Annotated in this window: 24 protein-coding genes; all 24 read left to right on the top strand. The window is 36.6% G+C overall.

Annotated features, from left to right (window positions below; translation table 11 throughout):
• The first annotated feature begins 60 nt into the window (after positions 1-60).
• The 24 genes from hprK (at position 61) to mfd (ending at position 26532) form a co-directional block, all read left to right on the top strand.
• On the top strand, positions 61-1005 hold the full coding sequence (gene hprK / locus HZY91_RS06305; RefSeq protein ID WP_197115427.1) for an HPr(Ser) kinase/phosphatase: 945 nt from the start codon (positions 61-63) through the stop codon (positions 1003-1005).
• The gene (gene lgt, locus HZY91_RS06300) at positions 995-1849 is read left to right on the top strand and encodes a prolipoprotein diacylglyceryl transferase (RefSeq protein WP_235991507.1); all 855 of its coding nucleotides are present in this window, start codon (positions 995-997) and stop codon (positions 1847-1849) included. Before hprK ends, lgt begins: the two co-directional genes overlap by 11 nt.
• Before the next feature lie 4 nt (positions 1850-1853).
• Positions 1854-2885: an NAD(P)H-dependent glycerol-3-phosphate dehydrogenase gene (locus HZY91_RS06295; protein WP_197115426.1), complete on the top strand. Its 1032-nt coding sequence runs from the start codon at positions 1854-1856 to the stop codon at positions 2883-2885.
• A gap of 22 nt (positions 2886-2907) precedes the next feature.
• On the top strand, positions 2908-3849 hold the full coding sequence (gene trxB / locus HZY91_RS06290; RefSeq protein WP_197115425.1) for a thioredoxin-disulfide reductase: 942 nt from the start codon (positions 2908-2910) through the stop codon (positions 3847-3849).
• Positions 3850-3984: 135 nt separating this feature from the next.
• Positions 3985-4350, top strand: coding sequence for a hypothetical protein (locus HZY91_RS06285; protein WP_197115424.1), 366 nt, complete (start codon positions 3985-3987; stop codon positions 4348-4350).
• Positions 4351-4460: 110 nt separating this feature from the next.
• The gene (locus HZY91_RS06280; RefSeq protein WP_197115423.1) at positions 4461-6179 is read left to right on the top strand and encodes a phospho-sugar mutase; all 1719 of its coding nucleotides are present in this window, start codon (positions 4461-4463) and stop codon (positions 6177-6179) included.
• A gap of 135 nt (positions 6180-6314) precedes the next feature.
• The gene (gene rapZ / locus HZY91_RS06275; RefSeq protein ID WP_197115422.1) at positions 6315-7232 is read left to right on the top strand and encodes an RNase adapter RapZ; all 918 of its coding nucleotides are present in this window, start codon (positions 6315-6317) and stop codon (positions 7230-7232) included.
• Entirely contained in the window at positions 7216-8250 is a 1035-nt protein-coding gene (locus HZY91_RS06270; RefSeq protein WP_197115421.1) for a gluconeogenesis factor YvcK family protein, read from the top strand. The genes rapZ and HZY91_RS06270 overlap by 17 nt, the downstream gene beginning before the upstream one ends.
• A 36-nt stretch (positions 8251-8286) precedes the next feature.
• On the top strand, positions 8287-9219 hold the full coding sequence (whiA, locus tag HZY91_RS06265; RefSeq protein ID WP_197115420.1) for a DNA-binding protein WhiA: 933 nt from the start codon (positions 8287-8289) through the stop codon (positions 9217-9219).
• A 63-nt stretch (positions 9220-9282) separates the two neighbouring features.
• Complete coding sequence (locus tag HZY91_RS06260; protein WP_197115419.1) at positions 9283-9699, top strand: single-stranded DNA-binding protein; 417 nt, start codon at positions 9283-9285, stop codon at positions 9697-9699.
• A gap of 147 nt (positions 9700-9846) precedes the next feature.
• Positions 9847-10557: a response regulator transcription factor gene (locus HZY91_RS06255; RefSeq protein ID WP_197115418.1), complete on the top strand. Its 711-nt coding sequence runs from the start codon at positions 9847-9849 to the stop codon at positions 10555-10557.
• A 3-nt stretch (positions 10558-10560) separates the two neighbouring features.
• Positions 10561-11973, top strand: coding sequence for an ATP-binding protein (locus HZY91_RS06250; protein WP_197115417.1), 1413 nt, complete (start codon positions 10561-10563; stop codon positions 11971-11973).
• A 72-nt stretch (positions 11974-12045) separates the two neighbouring features.
• The gene (locus tag HZY91_RS06245; RefSeq protein WP_197115416.1) at positions 12046-13128 is read left to right on the top strand and encodes a hypothetical protein; all 1083 of its coding nucleotides are present in this window, start codon (positions 12046-12048) and stop codon (positions 13126-13128) included.
• A 96-nt stretch (positions 13129-13224) separates the two neighbouring features.
• Positions 13225-13908, top strand: a complete 684-nt coding sequence (locus HZY91_RS06240) for an NAD(P)H-dependent oxidoreductase (protein ID WP_197115415.1) — start codon at positions 13225-13227, stop codon at positions 13906-13908.
• Between the two features lie 16 nt (positions 13909-13924).
• On the top strand, positions 13925-14110 hold the full coding sequence (locus tag HZY91_RS06235) for a hypothetical protein (RefSeq protein ID WP_197115414.1): 186 nt from the start codon (positions 13925-13927) through the stop codon (positions 14108-14110).
• Positions 14111-14175: 65 nt separating this feature from the next.
• Positions 14176-15444 (top strand): tyrosine--tRNA ligase, encoded by a 1269-nt coding sequence (gene tyrS, locus HZY91_RS06230; protein WP_197115413.1) that lies wholly within the window; start codon positions 14176-14178, stop codon positions 15442-15444.
• A gap of 243 nt (positions 15445-15687) precedes the next feature.
• The gene (locus tag HZY91_RS06225) at positions 15688-17367 is read left to right on the top strand and encodes a C40 family peptidase (protein WP_197115412.1); all 1680 of its coding nucleotides are present in this window, start codon (positions 15688-15690) and stop codon (positions 17365-17367) included.
• A gap of 118 nt (positions 17368-17485) precedes the next feature.
• Positions 17486-19516 (top strand): methionine--tRNA ligase, encoded by a 2031-nt coding sequence (metG, locus tag HZY91_RS06220; protein WP_197115411.1) that lies wholly within the window; start codon positions 17486-17488, stop codon positions 19514-19516.
• Positions 19517-19620: 104 nt separating this feature from the next.
• Positions 19621-20406, top strand: coding sequence for a TatD family hydrolase (locus HZY91_RS06215; protein WP_197115410.1), 786 nt, complete (start codon positions 19621-19623; stop codon positions 20404-20406).
• Between the two features lies 1 nt (position 20407).
• Positions 20408-20971, top strand: coding sequence for a ribonuclease M5 (gene rnmV, locus HZY91_RS06210; protein WP_197115409.1), 564 nt, complete (start codon positions 20408-20410; stop codon positions 20969-20971).
• A gap of 58 nt (positions 20972-21029) precedes the next feature.
• Entirely contained in the window at positions 21030-21875 is an 846-nt protein-coding gene (gene rsmA / locus HZY91_RS06205; RefSeq protein WP_197115523.1) for a 16S rRNA (adenine(1518)-N(6)/adenine(1519)-N(6))-dimethyltransferase RsmA, read from the top strand.
• Positions 21876-21958: 83 nt separating this feature from the next.
• On the top strand, positions 21959-22186 hold the full coding sequence (locus HZY91_RS06200) for a Veg family protein (protein ID WP_197115408.1): 228 nt from the start codon (positions 21959-21961) through the stop codon (positions 22184-22186).
• 134 nt (positions 22187-22320) lie between these two features.
• Positions 22321-22881 carry an aminoacyl-tRNA hydrolase gene (gene pth, locus HZY91_RS06195; RefSeq protein ID WP_197115407.1) on the top strand — a complete coding sequence of 187 codons (561 nt, stop codon included), beginning with the start codon at positions 22321-22323 and terminating at the stop codon, positions 22879-22881.
• A 66-nt stretch (positions 22882-22947) separates the two neighbouring features.
• A complete protein-coding gene (gene mfd, locus HZY91_RS06190; protein WP_197115406.1) occupies positions 22948-26532 on the top strand; it encodes a transcription-repair coupling factor in 3585 nt (1194 codons plus the stop codon).
• The last annotated feature ends 2 nt before the right edge of the window (positions 26533-26534 follow it).

The raw sequence follows: 26534 nt of genomic DNA, 5'->3' as shown, positions 1-26534 counted from the left end.
TAGTCAGGGCGGTTTTTCTATGGTAACATTCTTATGAATGATATGAATGGGGGACATGGAATGCACAAATATGTTACTGTCCAGGATTTAATTAATACATTAGATATGGAAATTGTATATGGTCATGAGTTTGCTTCAAATAAAATTATCTCGAGCGAAGTTTCAAGACCAGGTTTAATTTTATCAGGATTCAAAGAGTTCTATCCAAGTGAGCGTATTCAATTAATTGGGCGGACGGAGATATCTTATTTAAATTCACAGACGAGTCGTGAAAGAATGGAAAAATTCCGTTCAATATGTCGTGAAGATACACCTGCCATTGTAGTGGCACGCAAAATTGATACTCCTCCAGAGTTGGTTTATGTTGCGCATGAAATGAAAGTGCCTATTATTAGTGCTCGATCTAAGACCAGTCGTGTTTTAGCTAACTTAACAAACTTTTTAGAAGGAAAATTAGCTGAGCGTTTTTCTAAGCACGGAGTCTTTTTAGAAGTGTTTGGAATGGGGGTTCTGTTGACAGGAACGTCTGGTGTTGGTAAATCTGAAACGGCTTTGGAACTTATTCAAAGAGGACATCGTTTAATTGCAGACGATCGGGTGGAATTTTATATGATTGATGAACTCACTTTGATGGGAGAGGCACCAGAAATTCTGCAAAATCTTCTCGAAATACGGGGCTTAGGTATTGTAGATGTGATGAGCTTATACGGAGTTTCAGCAATCGTTCGGTCTAAAAAGCTTGAAGTTATTATTGAAATGGTATTGGATACGGGGCAAATTGAGTATGACCGTTTGGGTTCTGGACGAGAATATGATCGGATTTTTGATGTTCAGATACCTAGGATTCGGATACCTGTTAAAACTGGACGGAATTTAGCTGCAATTATTGAAGCTGCTGCCATGAATTTTAGAGCAAATGAAATGGGATTCGATGCTACGGAAACTTTTAATAATAAATTAGATGCCTTAATTCTATCAAATCGAGAGGCTGAAAATGATGGGTAATTTGTCATTCGTATTCTTTAATCAATTAGACCCTATCGCTTTTCGCTTAGGTTCTTGGCCTGTTTATTGGTATGGGCTGTTGATCGGATTGGGAATGGTTACAGGATATTTTCTTTATACTTTTGAGATCAAGCGAAAGGGAATGGATGCGGAGAAAGCATTTGATTTAATGTTTTGGTCTATTATTATCGGGTTTGTGGGAGCTCGAATTTACTATGTTGCTTTCTCTTGGGAACAGTATAGTGAAAATATATTGGATGTGCTTGCTATTTGGAACGGCGGTATTGCGATATATGGTGGAATTATTGCGGGAGCATTCACCTTAATTTATTTATGCCGTAAATATGAATACCCTATCCCACTGATGACTGATATGGTAGCTCCGGCGTTAATGGCAGCTCAAGCCATTGGTAGGTGGGGTAACTTTATGAATCAAGAAGCTTTTGGAGGAGTAGTAGAGCGTAGCTTTTTAGAAAGAATGTATTTGCCAGAATTTGTTATTCAACAAATGTATATTGCGGGACAATATCGACATCCAACTTTTTTATATGAATCTGTTTGGAATTTGTTAGGTTTAATATTTTTGCTTGTTTTACGAAGAAAAAGACATTTCTTGTTGGAGGGAGATATTACGCTGTTATATGTCATTTGGTATGGGGTAGGCCGAGCGTATATTGAAGGGATGAGAACAGATAGTTTATATCTAGGACCTTTCCGGGTGTCTCAAGTGCTATCCTTATTCTTGGTGGCGAGTGCGGTTATAATATTTATCTATCGGCGAAAGACAAATACAAAAATTCGTAAATATACTGACAGTGATCAGCTTATAAAGATGAAGGGGTAACTATATGAACATATCAATTATTGGTTCAGGGTCTTGGGGAACAGCTTTGGCCAAAGTATTAGCAGATAATTCTCATCAAGTGATATTGTGGGGGCTAGATACTTCTGTTGCAGAAGAGATTAATAAGTATCATACGAACACTTCCTATTTGCCTGAACTTAAACTTCCTGAAAATATTAAAGCCTCAAATGATTTAGAAAACAGTATTTTATTGGCTGATATTATTTTAATAGCATTGCCAACTAAGGCGATACGATCAGTTATGAGCGGGGTACATTCCTTTTTGAGCAGAAAAACAAGGAAGCCCCTTTTAGTTCATGTGAGCAAAGGCTTAGAACAAGAAACACATATGCGAGTTTCCCAGATCATATCGGATGTAGTCCCCCGTGAGCTTTATCAGGAAATAGTGGTTTTATCAGGGCCTAGTCATGCTGAAGAGGTAGCGCGGGAAGATATTACAACGATTACAGCGGCCAGTGAGTCGTTAGAAGCGGCTCAAAAAATACAGGCTTGTTTTATGAATCACTATTTCAGGGTCTATACGAATACTGATGTGATTGGGGTTGAATTAGGAGCAGCACTTAAAAACATTATTGCGTTAGGAGCTGGGATCCTTCACGGTCTAGGATATGGTGATAATGCAAAAGCGGCTTTAATAACTCGTGGACTAGCTGAAATTTCTCGACTTGGTATTGAAATGGGAGCGGATCCTTTAACTTTTGCTGGTTTGAGTGGTGTCGGGGATTTAATTGTTACATGTACAAGTATTCATTCACGGAATTGGCAGGCAGGTAATTTGCTTGCTCAAGGATATCAACCTGAAGAAGTCACACAAAAGGTTCGAATGGTAGTCGAAGGAATGTCAACTTGTCGGGTTGCATATGAGTTGGCTCAACAATATCAAGTAGAGATGCCTATTACTGAAGGGTTATATCAGGTGATATATGAGAAGGCGGAGTTGAAGGAAGTTATGCGCCAGTTGATGAGCCGTTCAGGTAAACAAGAAGCCTCAATGGCTCAACATGAAGAAAAGTAATTAAAGAGAGTGGTGGAATATTATGTCAGTTACACAGGAAGAATTTTACGTTGATGTCATCGTGATTGGTGGAGGACCAGCTGGGATGACGGCTGCTTTGTACGCTTCTCGAGCAAATCTAAGAACCGTCATGATTGAAAAAGGAATACCGGGGGGAGAGGTCAATAATACAGCAGATGTAGAAAACTATCCGGGTTATTCAAAGATATCAGGGCCTGAATTAGCTGCTAAAATTTACGAAGGGGCGATGAGTTTTGGTGCGGAGCATATTACTGCAAATGTTATTTCTCTTGAAATACACAATGAAGAGAAGTATGTTCAAACTGAAGGCGCAACGTATATTGCTCCAGTTGTTATTATGGCAACGGGATCTCACCATCGCCAATTAGGAGTTGCAGGTGAAGAAAAGTTGAGTGGACAAGGAGTTTCCTACTGTGCGGTATGTGATGGCTTCTTTTTTAGAAATCGTCATTTAGTGGTGGTTGGAGGCGGTGATTCTGCGGTGGAAGAAGGTGTTTATTTGACGCAATTTGCTGATAAAGTAACGATTATCCATCGTCGTGATGAATTACGAGCCCAACAAATTTTACAAGATCGTGCTTTTAATAATGAGAAAATAAATTTTATTTGGGATAGTATAGTAGAAGAAATTGAAGGCGATTTTAGTGTCAAAGGGGTCCAATTACAAAACTTAAAAACAGCGGAGCGAAGTTTTTTACCATGCGAGGGAGTCTTTATCTATATTGGTTTAATTCCTAATTCTGAGTTAGTCAGAAATCTAGGTGTAACGGATGAAGAGGGCTGGATTGTGACGAATGAGCGAATGGAAACGACGATTCCAGGCCTTTATGCGGTAGGTGATGTTCGACAAACTCATCTTCGTCAGATCGCTACAGCCGTAGGTGATGGTAGCCATGCAGGACATATGGCTTATCAGTATATTCAGACATTAGCTGATAAATAGTCATGGAAAATACCTTTCAAGAAATTTGATGGCATGAAAGCTATGAAAATCTTGAAAGGTATTTTTGTGAGGAGTCAATCTTGCGTTTGCAAAAACGAACTTATGTTCGTATAATGTGAGTGTGAGGTGGTTTCAATGAAAGAAAAGTTTTATCGAAATAGAGAAAATTTGAAAGTAGATCGTGGGATGGTGAAGTGGCAAGGTTTTATTTTATCGGAACATAGTGAAGTTTTGAGGGAGTTGACAGAACAGTATAGTGAGTGCTATGAACCACCTGTTCAGCAAGTAGAGTATGAAATTGAACAAAGATTAAAAATGGCTTATATTCAGCATCTCCGAATTCAAGTGATTTTAAATTTTTTAGAGAACGGTCGTTATTTTTACTGTACAGGATATGTATTGGGTTATGATGGAGAAGATATTTGGATTGGTCATCAGAAAATACATCGGACGGCCATCCGGCGTATTATTTATTTAGAAGAAGTAAAATTCTGGCAATAAATAAAGAATGCGATTATATGGGGCTTATCTCCTAATTCGTTTTGGGATAAAGCTACACCTTTTTATATAAAACATGCTATAATAATCTTTATAAGAAAGGTGGCGATAGTATGGAATGGCGCGAGACCTATGATCATTGGAAAAATGCTGAAAGTCTTGATCAGACTGTACAGACAGCTTTAGAAGATCAAACTGAAGAAGAACTACAAGATGCTTTTGGTGGATTTTTAAGTTTTGGAACAGCTGGTATGCGCGGTGTGATCGGCGCTGGACCTAATCGCATGAACGTTTATACAGTGAGACAGGCAACAGAAGGACTGGCAAAATTAATTGAAGAAGCTGGTTCTGAAGCAATGGAGCGTGGCGTTGCTATTGCTTATGATTCTAGACACTTTTCACCAGAGTTTGCGATGGAAGCTGCTTTAGTATTGGGGAACCATGGAATTAAAGTTTATGTTTTTGAAAGCTTAAGGCCTACTCCAACTTTATCATTTACTGTTCGATACTTGAATGCATATGCGGGCATTATGATTACGGCAAGTCATAATCCTGCTGAGTATAACGGGTATAAAGTATATGGGGAAGACGGGGGGCAGATGCCACCTGAAGAAGCTGATAAATTAACAGACTTTGTCCGGCAAATCGACGATCCTTTAGCAGTAGAAATAGGGAATAAAACTGAACTATTAGGATCAGGACAAATTGAAATAATTGGAGAGCGAGTAGACCAAGCTTATTTAGAAAAAATGAAAACTGTTACAATTGATTCTGAACTTATCCATTCGATGGCAGAAGAGGTTAAAATTGTCTTTACACCTCTTCATGGTACGGGAATGTATCTAGGGATGAAAGCGTTGGAACAAGCTGGCTTTACTCATGTTCATGTGGTCGAAGAACAAGCAAAAGCAGATGGATCATTTCCAACGGTCACCTCTCCAAATCCTGAATCACCTGCAGCATTTGATTTAGCGGAACAATTAGGTCGCTCAATTGAAGCGGATATTCTGCTTGCAACGGACCCAGACGCAGATCGTTTAGGTGCTATGATTAGAACGGCAGAGGGCAGTTATCAATTATTAACTGGAAATCAAATTGCTTGTCTTATGTTAGATTATATTTTACAGGCTTTACAAAGTAATGGGCAATTACCTAGTAATGGGGCTGTTGTTAAATCAATGGTTTCGACAAATTTAGCAGATAGAATTTGTGACGCATATGACGTTGAGATGATCGAAGTGCTAACAGGTTTTAAATTTATAGCAGAAAAAATTAAACAATATGAAGAAAGTGAATCACATGAGTTCTTAATGGGATTTGAAGAAAGTTTTGGCTATTTAATTAAACCTTTTGCAAGAGATAAAGATGCGATCCAAGCCCTAGTAGTCTTAGCCGAACTGACTGCTTATCATAAAAAGCATGGACATACATTAGCAGATGCTTTAGATCAAATTTATCAGAAGTATGGTTATTTCTTTGAGAAGACGATATCGGTCTCCTATCCTGGATTGGAAGGACAAGCACAGATGAAGACCATAATGGACAAGATTCGTCAACAAGAAATCAAAGAATTCGCAGGGGTTAAAGTGATAGAAAGAATTGACTACTTAAGCGGTAAGTTAATTTATGAGGATGGGCGAGAAACACAATTGACTTATCCTAAATCAGATGCTTTAAAATTTGTGCTGGAAGATCAGTCTTGGATGGCCTTAAGACCAAGTGGTACAGAACCTAAGATAAAATTATATATTGGGGCATCTGGAAATAATCAGCAAGAAGTGGAAGAAAAGGCAGCTAAATATGAAGAAGTCTTAAAATCACTTACTAAGTAGAGTAGATGAAGAGCCCGTGGAAAGCACTGTGGGCTCTTGTTGTTTTCAAACAACATACCCAAGAGTACCGTCTGCGCTAGTTTATGATATACTAAGAATGAGCTTTGCTATAATCAAGCAGAAATGAGGCAAAACATGGCAGATAGTTTAGAATTAGTCATTATTACGGGGATGAGCGGTGCAGGAAAAACTGTTGCAGTCCAAAGTTTTGAAGATCTAGGTTATTACTGTATTGATAATATGCCACCAAGTTTATTGCCTACTTTTTGGCAATTAATGAAAGAAACAGGAAAAATTACAAAAATAGCTTTAGTGATTGATTTACGAACGAGAGATTTTTTTGATGAACTATCGAATGTGATATCAGCGATGGATAACACCCAAGATATTACAACTCGAATTCTATTTTTAGAAGCGAATGATCAGTCGTTAGTATCTCGGTACAAAGAATCTAGGCGAACCCATCCTTTAGCACACGGTGAAGAAGGTCCGACGTTGGAAGCCATTCAGAAGGAGCGGCAATTATTATTAGACTTGCGAACACGAGCCCAAATGATTGTAGATACTTCAAACATGCAACCGAAAGAATTACGTTCGATGATTATTGAGCACTTTGCTTGCGATGATCAAACGACTTTTCAAGTTGAAGTCCTTTCCTTTGGTTTTAAATATGGCATTCCGATTGATGCTGATATAGTAATGGACGTTAGATTCTTACCGAATCCTTATTATATTGAGGAATTAAAAACTAAAACAGGGACAGATAAAGCGGTATATGACTATGTAATGAAACAGCCTGAAACAGAGATCTTCTATCATAAATTAATTGATTTATTTGATTATTGTTTACCAGGTTATAAACGTGAAGGAAAAGCTAAAGTGACCATTGCTATTGGTTGTACCGGTGGACAACATCGGTCCGTTGCAATTGCTAAAAGATTAGGGGAGCACTTTATTCATCAACAATATACAGTTAGAGTGTTTCATCGTGATAAAGAACATAATCAAACACAAGTTATAGAGAAGGATGCTGGGAATGACACATGCAAATAAACCTCGTTATAAAGTAGCGGTAATTGGTGGCGGAACAGGATTGCCTGTCATTTTAAGAGGATTAAAAAATTTAGATGCACATATTACTGCGATCGTAACGGTTGCGGATGATGGAGGCTCATCTGGAGTGATTAGAGATTATATTAACGTTGTTCCTCCAGGAGATATCCGAAACTGTATGTGCGCTTTATCAGAAGCTGATTCTACTTTAATCGACCTTTTTCAATACCGTTTTAATACGGATGACGATTTTTTTTCAGGGCACGCTATTGGAAATTTATTGATTGCTGCTTTAAAAGAAATGAAAGGCTCTCTTTCTGAATCCATAGAAATCCTTAGTAAATATATGCACATTAAAGGGGACATATTGCCTGCAGCACCTGAACCTTTAATATTGAATGCTTTATTCGAGGATGGTACGATTGCGGTTGGTGAATCTAAAATTGCTTTACACCGTAAGAAAATTCAAGAAGTCAATGTGATGACAATAGAAGGGGAGAATGCGATTGCTGCGGCTCCCAATGTAGTGAATGCGATTATGGAAGCTGACTTGATTGTTTTAGGGCCAGGGAGCTTATATACTAGTATCTTACCAAACTTAATGATAAAAGAAATTGGAGAAGCAGTTAATAGCACTCAAGCTCATGTGGTCTATATCTGCAATATTATGACTCAATTAGGCGAAACAGAAAATTTTACTGATGCAGATCATGTAGAAGTACTCCATAATCATTTAGGCGGAACTTTTATTGACACTGTATTGGTTAATACAACTGAAGTGCCTGCAGATTATATTATTAATCAACCAAATGAAGAGTACTTATTACAAGTTAAGCATGATTTTGATGGTTTAAGGAGACAGGGTTGCAGAGTTATTTCCAGCGAATTTCTCAGTATGAAGGCAGGCGGAGCTTATCATGATACTGACAAAGTTGTGGAGGAGTTAAAACATTTGTTAGAAACCGCCAAGTTAAATATAAAAAATCAAAATAGCTGGAATAAATGTCCTATTTCCTAAAATGTATTTTGATGAAATATGTGGGAGGGGAAGGCTGTGACCTTTGCTGCTGAAGTGAAAAAAGAATGTACTTTGCTTGAAGTACATAAAGAACATGCAAGGGCTGAATTAACCGCTTTGATCAGAATGAACGGAGCAGTAAGTATCTATCAGCAACATTTTATCTTAAATGTTCAGAGTGAAAATGCAGCGATAGCCCGTAGAATATATGTCTTACTTAAAGACTACTTTCAAGCTGAAAGTGAGTTGATTGTTCGACGTAAAATGAAATTGAAGAAGAATAATATTTATATTGTACGCTGTCGTTATAGGGTTCATGAGATACTGAAAGATTTAGAGATATTTGACAATATGCAATTAAACCCTCGTGTTTCAGCAGAAATTATGAATAGTGAACCTAAAAAAAGATCATATCTTCGTGGAGCTTTTTTAGCGGGAGGGTCCGTTAATGATCCTAAGTCATCTTCTTACCATTTAGAAATATATTCAAATTATGAAGATCACAATGAAGATCTTTGCAACATGATGAATAGTTTTCATCTGAATGCTAAGACAATAATTCGGCGTAATGGTTATATCACTTATATTAAAGAAGCTGAAAAAATTGCTGACTTTTTAGCGGTTATAGGAGCAAATCGAGCAATGTTAAATTTTGAAGATATCCGAATTGTTCGTGATATGAGAAATTCAGTGAATCGTTTGGTTAACTGTGAGAACGCTAATTTAAATAAAGTGATCGATGCGGCACAGAGACAGACAGAAGCCATTAAGTTGATTGAAATGAAAAAAGGGTTAGCAATTTTGCCAGAAAAGCTTCAGACGATGGCTAAATTTAGATTGGAAAATCCAGAATTAAGCTTGAAAGAATTGGGAGAGCAAATACCAGGGGGACCCATTTCTAAGTCTGGCGTGAATCATCGCTTGCGGAAAATAGTGGAAATTGCAGAGAAGTTAGTAGAATCTGATTAGAAAATAGCGCAAATTAGTAATAGTAGGGTAATTATTAGTACTGCTATACTAAGGAGGAAAGCTATGAATCAAGTAATACTAGTGGGAAGAATTTGTCGTGAGCTTGAAATAAAAAAAGTAGGGGAGGATCGCCATGTTGTTAATAATGTTTTGGCGGTTAACCGAACTTATAAAGATCGGAATGGAGATTCTATTACTGACTTCATTCCTTTTGTTGCATGGAATACCCTTGCGAAACTTTTGATGCGGTATGCTTGTAAAGGGCAAAGAGTTGTTTTGGCAGGGGGAATGCAGAGCCGAAAATATACGGATTCTGCAGGTAAGGAAGTGTACGTCATTGAATGTAATGTTAACGAAATTACTTTGTTAGATAAACCGCATCATCGAAAGATTGGTGAGGGCGAAGGAATGAATCTTGATCGGGATGAAATGACACTTCCACAAGAAGTCGTCGAAGAAGTCATAGAGAAAATTAAATGAGACCCCCTCAATACAAGCTATTGAGGGGGTTCAGTCTAGGGTCTGATGTATTAAATGCAATAGGCGATAAGATTAAAATTGTGTATAATGGAATCACATATTTATTCAAGAAGAAAGCAGAACCTTGATAGAGGAGGAAACAAGTTCATGAAAGTTTTGATGATTGAAGATAATGAATCAGTTTGTGAAATGATGGGAATGTTTTTTGAAAAAGAAGGTTTTAATTCTACCTTCCATGGTGATGGCAAAGAAGGTTTTGAAGCATATCAAGAACGGCCATTTGAGTGGGATCTTGTTATTTTGGATCTCAATTTACCATCAATGGACGGAATGACCATTTGCCGTAAGATTAGGGAAATTTCAAAGGAAACTCCTATTATTATGCTGACCGCTCAAGACTCAGAAAGTGATCAAGTCATTGGTTTAGAGATGGGAGCGGATGACTATGTAACTAAACCTTTTAGCCCCTTAACGTTACTTGCTAGAATGAAGGCTTTACATCGTCGAGCTCAGGTTATACCGAGTGAGGGAGTTCAAGAGGAAGAAGATAAATTCAACGTCAAAACGGCAACCGTCAAAATTAATACTTCAACCCGTGAAGCCTATTATAATGGAAACTTGATTGACAATTTGACTCCTAAGGAATTTGATTTATTTGTGATGTTTGCTAAACATCCTAAACGGGTATTTAGTCGGGAACAACTCTTAAAAAGTATTTGGGAGGATCCTTTTTTTGGTGATGAAAGAACTGTGGACGCTCATATTAAAAAATTACGTCAAAAAATTGAGAAATATGGACCTCAATTAGTTCAAACAGTTTGGGGAGTAGGCTATAAATTCGAAGAACAGGGAGAATAGGTTATGAAATATCTTTGGCAGCAAATTACGGTCTTTTTAATCGTTCTTATGACGGCTTTAACTTTGTCTGCCTATCAGATCACTGCTTATATGGAAAAGAGAATTTATCATGATCGAGAGCAACAATTATTGTTGTACGGAGAGAATATAGTAGATAATCAATTTTCTAGAAATGATTTAGTGATTGCATCAAAGTTATTATCAAGTGAAAAAATTGTCATCCAGGTTTATTTGAGTGATGGTCGAATTATTTATCCAACCTACGATCAGAAATATAGCTCACAATTGAGTGAGAAGGACTTGAAAGAGATTGCTGAAGGTGGAAATGTAGGATTGCGCTTTTCTCAGCGTTTTTTAGATCCAGATACGCAATTACAAATGGCTACAGTCTATATACCACTGGAAGAGAATCAAGTAGCTGGTTTCCCAAAAGGTTTTATTAGTTTAGGTGCACCTTTAGAAGATTTAGAAGAACAAGTGTCAGCGATGCAAGATCAAGTAGGAATTGCATATTTAATTGCAGGTCTATTAGGAATATTGGTGAGTGTAGTATTTGCTATTTATCAAACGCGCAAGCTTAAGCAGTTACAGAAAGCAAGTCAGGAGATTGCTTCAGGTAATTATCATGTCCAAGTTAATACTGCAGGTAAAGATGAGTTTGCAGATCTTGCGCGAGATTTCCAAGTGATGGCAGATTCCTTAGTTGAATACCAAGAAGAAGTGAAGCGACAAGAAGGTTGGCGTCGACAATTTATGATGGATGTTGCCCATGAAATGCGAACACCTCTCACAACCATGAGCGGTTTGCTGGAAGGTCTTAAATATGATATGATTCCAGAAAATCAGAAAGAACGAAGTTTAGAATTAGTTCACTCGGAAACTCAACGTTTGACACGTTTGGTAAATGAAAATTTAGATTATGAAAAAATTCGTAACCGCCAAATTGTATTAAAGAAGACACTCATAAATGGACCAGAATTATTTGAGCATATCCGAGCGCAAATGCAATCAAAAGCTGAAGATAAAGGAGACACCATTCTGGTTGAAGCAGAGGAAGATCTTGTGATTTGGGCTGATTATGATCGCCTGATTCAAATACTGATTAATTTGGTGACAAATGCTATTCAATTCTCTGAAGACAGTGAAATTTTGATTAAAGGACGAATGCTAAAAGAAGCGTGTGAAATACAAGTGATTGATCATGGGATAGGTATTGATAGTGATCAAGTAAGGTCTATATGGGAAAGGTTTTATAAAGTAGATGTTTCCAGAAAAAATACAAAGTATGGTGAATCAGGGATTGGATTAGCTGTTGTTCAGTCTTTAGTAGATGCGCATGATGGCAAAATAGAAGTGGAAAGCGAACTTGGGAAAGGTTCTATCTTTATCATTACATTGCCAAAACAAAGCGAATAGTATAAAATATACCCTTGCTAGATCAATTCAGTTATACACCAGTTAGGAAGAGGTAAAAGGAGAGTTATAGTAATGGGCAATAAACTAAAGGTGATAATTACTTTAGTACTAATTGTACTTTTAGGTGGGGTGCTTACTTTGTACAATTATATGGAATCAAATTCTACAGCTAAGCATACACAGAATACAAATTCCCAGCAGACAGAAAAAACGGATGATAAGATACAAAAGCAGATTGATGCTTTGTATTTTGATGAAAAGAAGGATTTTTTAGTTACTGATATTTCGGCTGATAAAATTAAAGAGTTAAATGAGCAAGTTGATAAATTGAATGAAGCCACTCTTGTTAAAGAGGAATACTTAGAAGAAATTTCAGTTTTACAAGATCGTTTTGAAGCTCAATCAGCTGTAAACAAACTATATCAAGGGAAACAAGCGGCTATTAATGGAAATCAAGTGAAGGATGATCTCGCTTATAATGAGGATTTGACAGCAGAAAAAGTGAAAAAAGTTAAACAAGAACATTATTTTATGAATGATTCAGAAGAATCTATTTCAGAGTCAACAGGCGATGGTGGAAATCGTCAAGCATTAGATAAGTTCCAGCAAGCTATTAATCAATTAATAGACCAGGCGGAGAACGACATGAACGCTGATAAAATTTTATCAGAAGGAATTAAAAAGATTGAAGACATTGAGATCTTAGATGGAAATATTGGGCAAATTGCACAAGCAATGGCTGACTTCGATGATGAATTAGAAAAAATTAAAGACACTTTACCTGACTTGTATAAAGAATATGATCAAAAAGCACAGAAGTATACGGATTTATTTGTTGAAAAAGTAGTTGAAATTTCAAAAACAGTACCACAATATTATAATTTGTTACTTATTGCAGTAGAACCTTCGCAACGTTTGACTGCGGCTCTTGAGGATAATTTTGATCTGTTTACAGTGGAAGAAACAACTACAACGGAAGAAGAATCAACGATTGAAGAGACTGTCACAACTATTGAGACAACGTCGAACGATTATTATTATGATGATACACCAGATGATGATTGGACTGATCCGGGAGATCCTTGGATCGATCCAGAACCTGATCCGGTGGAAACAACTCATACAGAGACACCACCATTCACAGAAACAACGTAGGCTTCAATATATTAGATGATCAGAAAACACACTTAACAAATTGTTAAGTGTGTTTTCTGATATAATTCACTTAGCGTAGGAAAATGGGGGCGGATTATGAGAACAATTATTTATATTGCACATGATGATGCTAGCTCTTCGTCAAGCCAACAGTTTTTGCTTGCCGCTGGGCGCTCAATGACAAAAACCGATTATGTAGACTTATCAGTAGAATACAAACAGAATACTAAATTTGATGATGACATAGAATTAGAACGTTTGCAAAAATATGATCGAGTTATTTTTCAATTCCCGCTTTATTGGTATCAAGCGCCTGCAATTATGAAGGTATGGTTAGATCAAGTTTTTGGTAATGTATTAAAGCTAGCTAAGTTTAAACAGGCGTTAAGTGGTAAAGATTTTGGAATTGTTTGTGTCGTTGGAGCGAGACCAAGTCATTATCAGCTTGGAGGAAGAGATGGTGTTACGTTATCTAGCTTATTATCCCCATATTTTGCATGGGCAAATTATATGGGGTTACATTTTTTAGAACCTTTTGTTATTTATCAGTTTCAAAATAAAATAGAAAAAGAGAAAATGCGTTTAATGATGGAGTATTCCATGTATCTTGAACAAGGTCTGGTTGAAGATTTTTATGCACTCCAGTCTTATGTACTAGACAAAATGAGAGCAATAAATTTGGAGCTTTCACCAATTGACTCTCTGATATTTCAGCAATTTATGAATGACTTTGAGAACGGACTGCAGGAATTGGAAGAAATAAATTTATTGAATCAATGAGGTGGGAGGAATAAAGATGCAAGAACAATATAAAGAACACATGATAAAGTGGCAAGCGGCGGCAAAAGATTATCCCACCAAAGCAATCCTTACGATTGCTCATGACTTATTTCTTCAACAAGCAGAGGTGCTAATGATGAGTCAGTCGAAATTAGATGGAAAAGCTTGGAGTCGAGAAAACTGGGATGAAGATTCAATATAAGCTATCTTGCAAGAAGATTAAAATCAAATTATAATGTTTTAAAGGAAGAGATTAGGAGTGGTAAAATGGAAATCGTTGAGGATTTAGAATGGCGTGGAGCAATTAATCAGCAAACAGATAGTGAAGGTTTAAAAAAATTATTAGAGAGTAAAGCTGTTACTTTATATTGTGGGGTTGATCCGACAGGAGATTCGATGCACATTGGTCATTTGATTCCTTTTATGGTCTTAAAAAGATTTCAATTAGCGGGTCATCAACCAATTGTTGTGATTGGAGGGGCTACGGGTTCTATTGGAGATCCATCGGGGAGAACTAGCGAGAGGACTTTGCAAACAATGGAGACTGTTGAAGAAAATGCTCGTAAATTGACTGCTCAAATGAAACGTTTGTTTTTAGAAGAGGATGCTAGTGAAAATAGTTTCAAGATTGTGAATAATTATGATTGGCTGAGTAACTTCTCTCTTTTAGAATTTTTGCGCGATTATGGAAAACACTTCAATATTAATACGATGTTAGCAAAGGATGTTGTGTCCAGTCGATTAGATACTGGGATTTCTTTTACAGAATTTGCGTATCAAATTCTTCAATCTGTTGATTTTCATCACTTGTTCCAAGCGTTTGGGGTTCAGTTACAAGTAGGTGGGGCTGATCAGTGGGGAAATATTACGGCAGGTTTAGATTTTATACGGCGAATGGAAGGCTCAGAGGCAGAAGCATATGGCCTAACGATCCCTTTGATGCTTAAATCAGATGGAACTAAATTTGGCAAATCAGCTGGAGGGGCAACTATTTGGCTGGATGCAGAGAAAACGACTCCTTATGAATTTTATCAATTTTGGCTAAATCAAGCAGACAATGATGTCGTAAAATATTTAAAATATTTTACTTTCTTGAGCCAAGAAGAAATTGCGGAGCTTGAAAAGGAAATAAGTGAAGCTCCTCACTTAAGAAGTGCTCAAAAACGGTTAGCCGAAGAAATTACACGATTTGTTCATGGTGAAGAAGCATTACAGGAAGCGTTACTAATTACCGAGGCATTATTTACCGGTAATGTGCAAGAATTAACCCTTAAACAAATTGAAGCAGGCTTTCAAAATATGCCACAGGTAAACTATGAAGTGAAAGAGCAAAATATTGTTCTTTGGCTAGTGGAAACCGGCATTGTTAAATCGAGAAGAGAAGCTCGTGAATTTGTTTCAAATGGTGCCATATTGTTGAATGGCGAGAAAATAACCGATCTTGAATATACTGTGAAATCCTCTGACGCAATAGGTTCAAAGTATATCATTGTGCGACGTGGGAAGAAAAATTATACGTTGGTGACGTATTCATAATGAGTATTTAGGGTATGTGCTATGCTTGTGGCGAAAGACAGCACGGCTTACTTTGTTACGTTTCTATTACAACTCCTATACGAATTGGCGAAAAATAGTATTTTCTTTGAAGATTGTGTTAATATTCATTCAGGCCTTAATTTGTGGAATTATTCGCAAATTGATTTTTTGTATTTATTAAATAAACCATCAAAATTAAAAAAGAAAATAAATTTTAAACATTCAAAGGAGTCGTAATAAATTATGAAGAATACTTTCAAAAAAAGCTTATTCAAAACTTTATTAACTTCAGCAGTCGTATTATCAACGACAAGCAACATCAGTGTATTAGCTCAGGATTATGATGAGGTTGCTAACGAAGCACAAGGAGCAATCAATAATTTAACACCTGAACAAACACAATTATATGCACAATTAGTCAATTCTTATAATCAAATTGAATCGATCAAGGAAGAAGCTAATGAACTACAAAGCTCAATTGTGGAAGATGATAAAAAGATTGAAGAATTAAATTCAGAGATTGAAGACTTACAAGAACAAATTGATAAACGTCAAGAACTGATTGCAGAGCAAGCAGTGTCTATTCAAGAGAATGGTGGCGCTACAAATTATATTAATGCCATTGCATCTTCAGATTCTATTTCTGACTTTGTAGGACGTATAGATGTTATTCGTAAACTTGTAAGTGCAAATAAAGATTTACTATCTAGTCAAAAAGAAGATAAAGAAGCGGTAGAAGAAAAAGTAGCAGCAACAGAAGATGCTAAAGCAGAAAAAATTGCAAGTATGACTAGCTTGGAGGCTTTAAAAGGTGATTTAGAGGTTGAAACCGCTGAAGCTGAATTAGCCTATAGTCAATTAGCAAACGATGCTACCTTAGCAGAAGAGAATCGTTTAGCCTTAGAGGCTGAAATGGTCGCTTTTGAAACAGAAGTAGTCCCTGTTGCGGAAACTGAACCCGTTGGAGAAGATGTTGTTCTAGCAGCAAAAGAAACTCCATATATAGAAGAATCAGTAGTAAGTGAGCCTGTTGTTGTAGAAACAGTGCCAACTGAAGGAGCGGAAACTACTTATACTGAAAACCAAGAAACAGGCTATGAAGCTGTACAACCAGAAATTGTAGAAACAAGCTATGAAGAAGTGGTTCCAGAGGCAACTTATGAAGAAATTGTAGAAACAAGCTATGAAGAAGTGGTTCCAGAGGCAACTTACGAAGAAGTAGTAGAAACAAGCTATGAAGAAGTGGTTCCAGAGACGACTTACGAAGAAGTAGTAGAAACAAGCTATGAAGAAGTGGTTCCAGAGGCAACTTACGAAGAAGTAGTAGAAACAAGCTATGAAGAAGTGGTTCCAGAGGCAACTTACGAAGAAGTAGTAGAAACAAGCTATGAAGAAGTGGTTCCAGAGACGACTTATGAAGAAGTAGTAGAAACAAGCTATGAAGAAGTGGTTCCAGAGACAACATATGAGGAAACGGTGGAAACCACTTATGAAGAGGTAGTTCCAGAGACAACATATGAGGAAACAACCTATGAAGAAGTAGTGGAAACAACAGAAGATTTATCATATAATACTGGCTCGTTAATTGGAAACGCAGAGAAGTATTTAGGTACCCCTTATGTATGGGGAGGTAAGTCACCCTCAGGATTTGACTGTTCAGGATTTACTCAATATGTATTTAGAGAAACATATGGAATGGAAATCGGAGGTTGGACAGGTGCTCAAGAGAGTGCTGGAACTCGAATTTCAGTAGAAGAAGCACAACCAGGAGATCTATATTTCTGGGGTAGTCCAGGTGGAACATATCATGTGGCAATTGCAACTGGTGGAGGGAATTATATCCATGCTTCTCAACCAGGAACACCTTTAGAGTATAATAGTATTCAATGGTTTACACCACAATTTGCCGTTCGTGTGCTGTAATTTTTGATTAAAGGCCTTAGTGGAAACTAAGGCTTTTTTTTGTATGCTGAATATTTAAAGATGCTAAGAGTGTGCTATAATTAGAGAATAAATATATTTGTGAAAGGGGCACTCATTTGTGACCGAAAAACCAACTTATTATATTACAACTCCTATTTATTATCCAAGTGGACGACTTCATATAGGAAATGCATATTCCACTTTAGCTTCAGATGCGATGGCTCGTTATAAGAGATTGATGGGCTACGATGTTTATTTTTTAACAGGAACTGATGAACACGGACAAAAGATAGAACAGAAAGCAGAAGATCTAGGAATTGAACCGAAAGAATACGTTGATCAAATGGCTAAAGATATTCAAAACCTTTGGAAAAAACTTGGAATATCGAATGATCAGTTTATTAGAACGACTAATCCGAAACACGTTGAAGCTGTACAGAAAATTTTTGAGTATTTACTTGAAAAAGGTGATATTTATCTTGGGGAGTACGAAGGATGGTACTCTGTTTCTGATGAAGAATATTTTACTGAAACTCAGCTTGCAGAAGTATATCGTGATGACAATGGAAAGATAATCGGAGGTTTAGCTCCAACTGGAAATGAAGTAGTTCTCGTAAAAGAAGAATCATATTTCTTTAAGTTGAAGAATTATGCAGAACGCTTAATAGAGTATTATCACTCTTCTGAAAATGTTATTGTTCCATCCTTTAGAAAAAATGAGATGATCAATAATTTTATAAAACCAGGTTTGGAAGATTTGGCTGTATCACGAACCTCATTTTCTTGGGGAGTTCCAGTTCTTTCAAACCCCAAACATGTCATTTATGTTTGGATTGATGCCCTTTCTAACTATATTACGGCTTTGGGCTATAACTCAGAGGATCCTTCCCTTTATGAAAAATTTTGGCCAGCAAATGTACATGTATTAGGTAAAGATATTTCGCGTTTTCATATGATTTATTGGCCAGCGCTTTTGATGGCTCTTGATCTTCCTTTACCCAAGAGAATATATGCTCATGGTTGGATAGTGATGAAAGATGGTAAAATGTCTAAGTCAAAAGGGAATGTTATTTATCCTGAAACATTAATTGAGCGTTATGGATTAGACAGTACGCGCTTTTATTTACTTCGTGAGTTGTCTCAGGGAAATGATACTGTTTTCACACCGGAAGATTTTGTTAGCCGCATTAATTCAGAATTAGCCAATGATCTTGGAAACTTATTAAATCGTACAGTAGCGATGATGAATAAATATTTAAATGGTAAGGTTCCAACTGAAATGGAAGGGCGACAAATTAATTCGCCAGATGAAGTATTTGAAGAATTGATTGCTAAGAAGCTTGAAAGTTTCCATAATGAAATGGATAGAATGGCTTTTGACCACGCTTTAGCTGAGGTAATGAAAATTGTGAGTAGAAGTAATAAATATATTGATGAAACCGAACCTTGGCTTTTGGCTAAAAATGATGAACAAATAGATAACCTAAAATCAGTGATGTATCATTTAGCAGAATCATTAAGAATTATCGCTCATTTATTGAGACCTTTTATGATTGAAGTGCCTAATAGTATTTTTACTCAATTAGGGATACAAAATGAAAGTGAGAAGGAATTAATGAACCTGAAATTTGGAGACTTTCCAAATCAGGCTAATGTAATTGAAAAAGGTGTTCCAATTTTTCCAAGATTAGATCCCGAAGTGGAAATTTCTTTTATCTATGAGCAAATGACAGGAAAAAAAGAAAAGGATAAGGATGATTTGATGGATGAGAAAACAGAGTGGAAACCAGAAGAAGTAGAATTAATTTATGAAGAGACAGAATCTATTGACTTTGAAAGCTTTACGAAAGTCGAAATAAAAGTAGCGGAAGTGATAGATGTTTGGCCTGTCGAAGGATCAAATAAATTACTCCGTTTCCGACTGGATGCTGGAGATCAAGGGCATCGTCAAATTTTATCGGGAATTGCTAAACATTATCCAGATCATCAAGCATTAATTGGAAAGAAAGTAACAATTGCTGCAAATTTAAAACCAAGAAAAATGATGGGATATATTAGTCAAGGAATGATTTTATCAGCAGAAATAGGTAAGGATTTGCACCTACTTTTTGCGCCTGATCAGGCAGAGAACGGTTCTTTAATTGGATAATAATGATAAAAATGCTATACCGAAGGTATGGCATTTTTTTATTGAATATCTCGCTAGAAAACTGAATATATGGTATGATTAGCGATTGAAATAGGAGGGGAAATATGCATTTATTTGATACACATACTCATCTGAACGCAGATGACTTATATGATGATACTGAAACTTATATTCAACGAGCTCAAGAATCATTTGTTTCTTACATGGCAGTTGTGGGTTTTGATCGAACAAGTATTTCTAGAAGTTTAGAGTTGAGTGAGAAGTATGCTAATTTAATCAGTGTAGTGGGGTGCCATCCTACTGAAGCGAAACACTATGATATTAATTTTGAAAAAGATTTGCTTGATTGGTTAGATCGAGACAAAGTATATATGTTAGGAGAAATAGGGTTAGATTATTATTGGGATGATTCTCCTAGAGATGTACAAGCTAAGGTGTTTCGGCGACAGATAGCAATTGCGAAAGAGCTTCATTTGCCGATTACTATTCATAACCGTGAAGCTAGTCTAGATTGTTATAAAATTCTTAAAGAAGAAGGAATTCCGGAAGCAGGAGGAATCATGCATTCATTTGGTGGCGATAGTGAAATGGTCAAAAAGTTCTTAGATTTAGGCATGCATATTTCTTTTAGTGGAGTGTTAACTTTTAAGAAAAGTATTGAAGTACGTGAAGCGGCTAAATGGGTTCCTCATGATAAACTTTTAATCGAAACGGATGCTCCTTATTTAGCACCGGTTCCTAAAAGAGGTAAGAAAAATGAGCCAGCCTATGTCAAATATGTAGCAGAAACTTTAGCAGAAATAAAAGAGTTATCTGTAGAGGAGATAGCTGAGCTTACCACTCGGAATGCTATGAATTTGTTTAAATGGTTCCCTGAAGGAGTGGACTAATTTGTTAGAAAACATCCCAAGTGAAGTGATTATTGTAGAAGGACGTGATGATACTAAACGTTTGATTGAGACTTTTGGGAATCAAGTTAAAACGATTGAAACAAATGGATCAGCCCTAGATAAGCAGATAATAGATCGAATTGTAAAAGCTGATCAAGAATATGGGGTAATCGTTTTTACAGATCCGGATTATTCAGGATTGAGAATTCGTAGAATGATTCGTGAAGCGATACCAGGCGTTAAAGAAGCTTTTTTATCTCAAGCACAAACTGTTTCTAATAGGAAGCATGCTTCGTTAGGAATTGAACATGCAAGCAAAGAAGATATCCGACTTGCTTTGTCCCAAGTAATGACCCCTCCCACAGAGACTCATTTGGAAATGATTCCGCTTTCTCATTTAATTGAATTAAGATTAGTGGGTTATCCTCATTCGAAGGCGTTACGTCAAAAAGTAGCCAAGCATTTTAATTTAGGATATTTGAATGCTAAACAATTACAGAAACAATTATATAAATATGGTATTAAGCAGAAAGATCTTGAAAATTATTTGAAGGAAGGTGAATGATTTGTGTAGTGATAAGAATGATAAGTTGATTGCAACCCCTTCTAAAACCATTGAAATAATGCAGCAGCACGGAATAGTGATGAAGAAAAGTTTGGGACAAAATTTCCTTGTTGAGCCTCAAATTCTACAACATATGATAGACGTTGCAGAAATAGACAAGAATACAGTGGTGATAGAAATCGGTCCAGGAATTGGAGCATTAACCGAATTTTTGGCCAAGAATGCGAAAGAGGTTTTTGCTTTTGAAATTGATCAGAGATTTATAGAGATTTTAGAAGAAACTCTTGTTTCTTACGAGAATGTATCGCTAATCCATCAAGACATTCTGCAGGTAAATTTTTCCGATGAGCGGTATCGAAAGCTTCACCAAGCAGATCGCTTAGTAGTGGTAGCGAACTTGCCATATTATATCACCACTCCCATTATTATGCATTTACTATCCAGTCGTTTACCCTTTCAAAGTCTTGTGATGATGATGCAGAAAGAAGTGGCGGAACGTATGACTGCTAAAGTGGGAACCAAGGCATATAGTTCTTTGACGGTAGCCATTCAGTTAGAAATGGATAGTGAACTTGCATTTGTAGTACCCAAATCAGTTTTTATTCCTCAGCCAAATGTTGATTCAGCCGTATTAAAACTTAGTAGACGGGGGAAAGCCCGAGTTGAAGTAGAAGACCCTGAAAAATTTCAAGCTCTTGTGCAGGTTAGTTTTAAACAGCGTAGAAAGACACTTTGGAATAATTTGAAAAACGAATTTATTCAAAAGGGAAAATTAGATGAGGTTCAATTGCAACAGGTATTAGAGCAGAGTGGTATCAATCCCCAAAGACGAGCAGAAACGCTTAGTATAGAAGAGTATGCAGAGCTATATTATCATTTAGAAGATGTGTTAAATAAATTGTAATAATTTCTTGAACATTTTTTTATCTTATGGTATATTGATTGTTTTGTTATTACATGTTATAATAACAATCGTGAGGTGATAAGATGCCAAAAGATCTAATCGAAATTAAGTCTTTACTTGATGACAAATTAGGTGAAGAAATTGTTGTAACCGTACAGATGGGGCGCAAGAAGAAGCGCGAAAGACGCGGCACACTAGCAGAAACTTATCGTTCAATTTTTATTGTTGATTTGAACGAAGATAATAATATTGATCGAGTTTCCTTTTCTTATCGGGATGTTTTGACGAATGCTGTAGAAATAGAATTTTAATTATATATTTATTCATGTCCCTTGACGATCGTCAAGGGACATTATTTTTTATTAACGATCTATATGATGAATAAACTTCATTTGAGAGGCGAATATGCTATAATTGTCGAAGATTAAATAAATGAGGTGGAATTATGAAAATGGTAGTTGGCCTTGGGAATCCAGGTAATCAGTATGATGGGACTCGGCATAACGTGGGATTCGAAGTGATCGATTATCTATTAAATGAACATCAAATTAAAATGACGGATCAGAAATTTACTGCTGATTATACCATTTGGCGACTAGAGAGTGAAAAAATATTGCTAGTTAAACCTTTTACTTATATGAATAACTCTGGGGAAGCTGTACTTCCACTTATGAGTTATTATGGCATCGCCATAGAGGATCTTTTAATTATTTATGACGATTTAGATTTAGAACCTGGGAAAATAAGATTGAGAAAAAAAGGGTCCGCCGGAGGACATAATGGAATGAAAAGTATTATTCAATTGTTAGGAAGTTCTGAGATAAATCGGATTCGCATTGGAATTGGTCGTCCACAAGGGGGATGGAAAGTAATCGATCATGTGTTAGCACCTTTTGATAAGGAGAGTAGATTATTTGTGGATGAGGCATTACCTTTAGCGACACAAGCCATAGTAGAATGGGCACAGGGAGCTTCTTTTGCGGCCGTAATGAATCAGTATAATTAGATAATAGAGTTGAAGTTTTAGGTGAAAACTTCATGCTCAGTTGTGTAGAGGGTAAAGGGGTAAAAAATGTTAGATATACTACAGACGCAAGCTTTTGAACAAGATTTAAAAACCATTAATAAACCAGATCAAGCTTCATTTCCGTTTCTTGTGACGGGGCTCGATGGAAGCGCGAGGGCTGTCTATATAGCTAAATTATTTCAGAGACAACCTTGTCAAATGGTAGTTGTGGAGTCTAATCATGTAAAACTAGTGCAATTAGTTGAAGATTTAACTAGTTTACTGCCAACAGTTAATGTCTTGACTTTTCCATCCGAAGAGAGTTTGGCTCTAGAGTATTCGATTGCTTCTTTAGAAGGGGTTGCTCAACGTGTTGAGGTGCTTCAAACGCTACATAGTGGAGAACCTGTGATTATTGTAACGGGTGTATCAGGTTTAAGAAAGCGTTTAACACCAGTTGAGGAATGGCAAAAAAGTCAAAAATGTTTAACAGTTGGATCTGAGATCGAACATGATGATCTCGAAAAACATCTTTTTAATTTAGGTTATCAGAAAGTGTCGATGGTCATGTCACCTGGGGAATTTTCAGTCCGTGGGAGCATTGTGGATTTTTATCCTTTAAATAGCTCAGCTCCAATAAGACTAGATTTTTTTGATACAGATTTGGATTCGATTCGTTATTTTGATGCTGAAAGTCAGATTTCACAGGCTAATATAAATCAGGTAATGCTAGAACCGGTGACAGATATTTTATTTAGTCCATCTCAACAGTATAAAATCTTATCTACATTACAAAAAAAATATCAGGCATCTTTAAAGAATATTAAGGATTTAGATTATCGCGAACAGTTTCAAAAAGTTATGGGTCAACAGCTTGAGGGGCTATCTCAAGGAGAAAGTTTAAGTCATGCTTCGGCTTTTCTATCTTATTATGATGCTGATGGAACTTGTCTTTTGGACTATATGCATGCAAGTGGTCGATTGGTTGTCAATGAATTCTCAAAAGTTCATCAAATGGAACTACAAATGATTGAAACGGATCAGTTTTGGTTGGAACAAGAAACGGCCAAAGGGTTACTTTTTCCGAAGCAAAAGCTCAAATTAAGTGTTTATGAAGTAATTCGTACTGCTCAACAACAAACTTTTTATTTTTCAGTTGTTCCTAAAGGGATGGGGAAAGTTGAATGGTCTGCTGTGTTTAATTATCAGTATCGTTCTATGAATCCTTTTTTTAATCAAATGCCTTTAGTAAAAACCGAAATGGATCATTGGTTGAAACAGGATCATTCAGTTCAAATAGTGGTAGAATCGGATGCAAGAGCAGGAAAAGTCCAAGAGCTTTTTGCTGAAAACCAAATGAAATCGACAATCATTCGGAATCAGTCAGAAATGGAGTCTACATCGATCCAAATCCTAGTGGGTTCACTCTCACAAGGATTTGAGCTTCCACTTGAAAAGTGGGTATTAGTAACGGAGAAAGAATTGTTTAACCGGATGAAAAGAAAAGTGGTTAAGCAACAAAAAATTTCGAATGCAGAGAAGATTAAGTCTTATAATGAATTAGAGATAGGCGACTATGTCGTTCATATTAATCACGGAATTGGTCGATATACTGGAATTGAAACGATGGAAATATCAGGAGTTCACCGTGATTTATTTGCGATTGAATATCAAAACAAGGCTCGGGTGATGGTTCCGGTTGATCAACTACATCTTATCCAAAAATATGTTTCAACGGGAGAAAGCAAAACACCAAAGTTACATAAATTGGGTGGTGCTGAATGGACCAAAACTAAGCAGAAAGTTACAAGTAAAATAGAAGATATTGCAGATGAATTAATTGAATTATATGCTAAACGTGAACAAGAAAAGGGGTATGCTTTTGGTAAAGATAGTCCAGAACAAGAAGATTTCGAGAATGCCTTTCCATATGTCGAAACGCCTGATCAGCTTCAATCAGCCAGTGAAATAAAGAAAGATATGGAAAAAGATCGCCCGATGGACCGCTTATTAATAGGAGATGTAGGGTACGGGAAGACGGAAGTGGCCATGCGAGCAATTTTTAAGGCATTAATGGATGGGAAACAGGTCGCTTTTTTGGTTCCGACCACGATTTTGGCTCAACAACATTACACTAGTTTATTAGAGCGATTTGCTGAATATCCTTTTGAGATTAAAATGTTAAGTCGCTTTGTTAGTAAAGCCGATCAAAAACAAACATTGTATGATCTTAAAACAGGAGCATGTCAAATTGTAGTAGGAACACATCGGATCTTGTCAAAGGATGTAGAATTTTTAGATTTAGGCTTATTAATTGTGGATGAGGAGCAACGTTTCGGAGTGAAGCACAAAGAGCGTTTGAAGCAAATTCGTTCAGAAGTCGATGTATTAACCCTAACTGCTACTCCCATTCCTAGAACGCTCCACATGTCAATGATTGGAGTTCGTGATTTATCTGTAATTGAAACTCCTCCAAGCAATCGTTATCCTGTTCAAACCTATGTAATGGAACGCAATGAAGGAGCCATAAAATCTGCGATCGAGCGAGAAATGGATCGAGGCGGACAATGTTTTTACTTGTATAATCGTGTGGCGACCATATACAAACGAGCTGAAGAGATTAGCCTGCTGGTCCCAGAGGCGCGTGTTGCAGTAGCTCATGGCCAAATGAGTGAAATCGATTTAGAAAATGTTCTTTTTGAATTTATTCAAGGGCAATATGATGTGTTGGTGACCACTACTATTATTGAAACGGGTGTTGACATTCCGAACGCTAATACACTTTTTATTGATCACGCTGATAAAATGGGGCTTTCTACTCTTTATCAATTAAGAGGTCGTGTGGGAAGAACAAATCGTTTAGCGTATGCATATTTAATGTATGATCCAATGAAACAGTTAAGTGAAGTGAGTGAAAAGAGGCTCAATGCTATTCGAGAATTTACAGAATTAGGTTCAGGATTTAAAATAGCAATGCGCGATTTATCGATTAGAGGTGCTGGAAATTTATTAGGCTCTCAGCAGTCAGGTTTTATTGATTCTGTTGGGTTTGATCTATATTCACAATTATTAAAAGAGGCTGTAGAGAAACGACAAGGAAAAAATATAGATAACAATTCTACCAATCAAGTTGAGATTGAAATTGATTTGGCAGTGGATGCTTATCTACCTTCTGATTATATTCAAGATGAACGACAAAAAATAGCAGCATATAAAGCAATTCAGCGAATTGATTCTGAAGCAGCCTATCGTGAAGTACAGGACCAATTAATAGATCGATATGGTGAATATCCAGATGAGGTGGCAGATCTGTTAGAAATAGCGCTTATTCGATATATAGCAAGTCAAACGGGCGTTGAAACAGTCAAAAAACATCACCAGTATGTTACCTTTACTTTTAGTAGAGAAGTTTCTGATATTTTATATGGACCAAGAGTTTTTGAAGCTTTACAAGATGTGAGGGTCAAGGAAACGGTGACTAAACAGAAAGATCGGATGCAGGTAAGATTTTTAGTTCAAGGGAAAGCGAGTTACGATATTTTAAGTTTAATCAAGAAATTTTTGAAGCAAGCCTATCAAGTGATTGTGGAATATCAGCAAGAAGAGACAAATTTCAATGAAGTTTTTAATGAGATAAGTAATAAGAAATGAGG

Origin of the sequence: Facklamia lactis, from assembly GCF_015863205.1 — a bacterium.
Lineage (GTDB): Bacteria > Bacillota > Bacilli > Lactobacillales > Aerococcaceae > Facklamia > Facklamia lactis.
The sequence above is the reverse complement of the archived record's forward strand: the minus strand, read 5'-3'. Positions and strand labels throughout refer to the sequence as shown.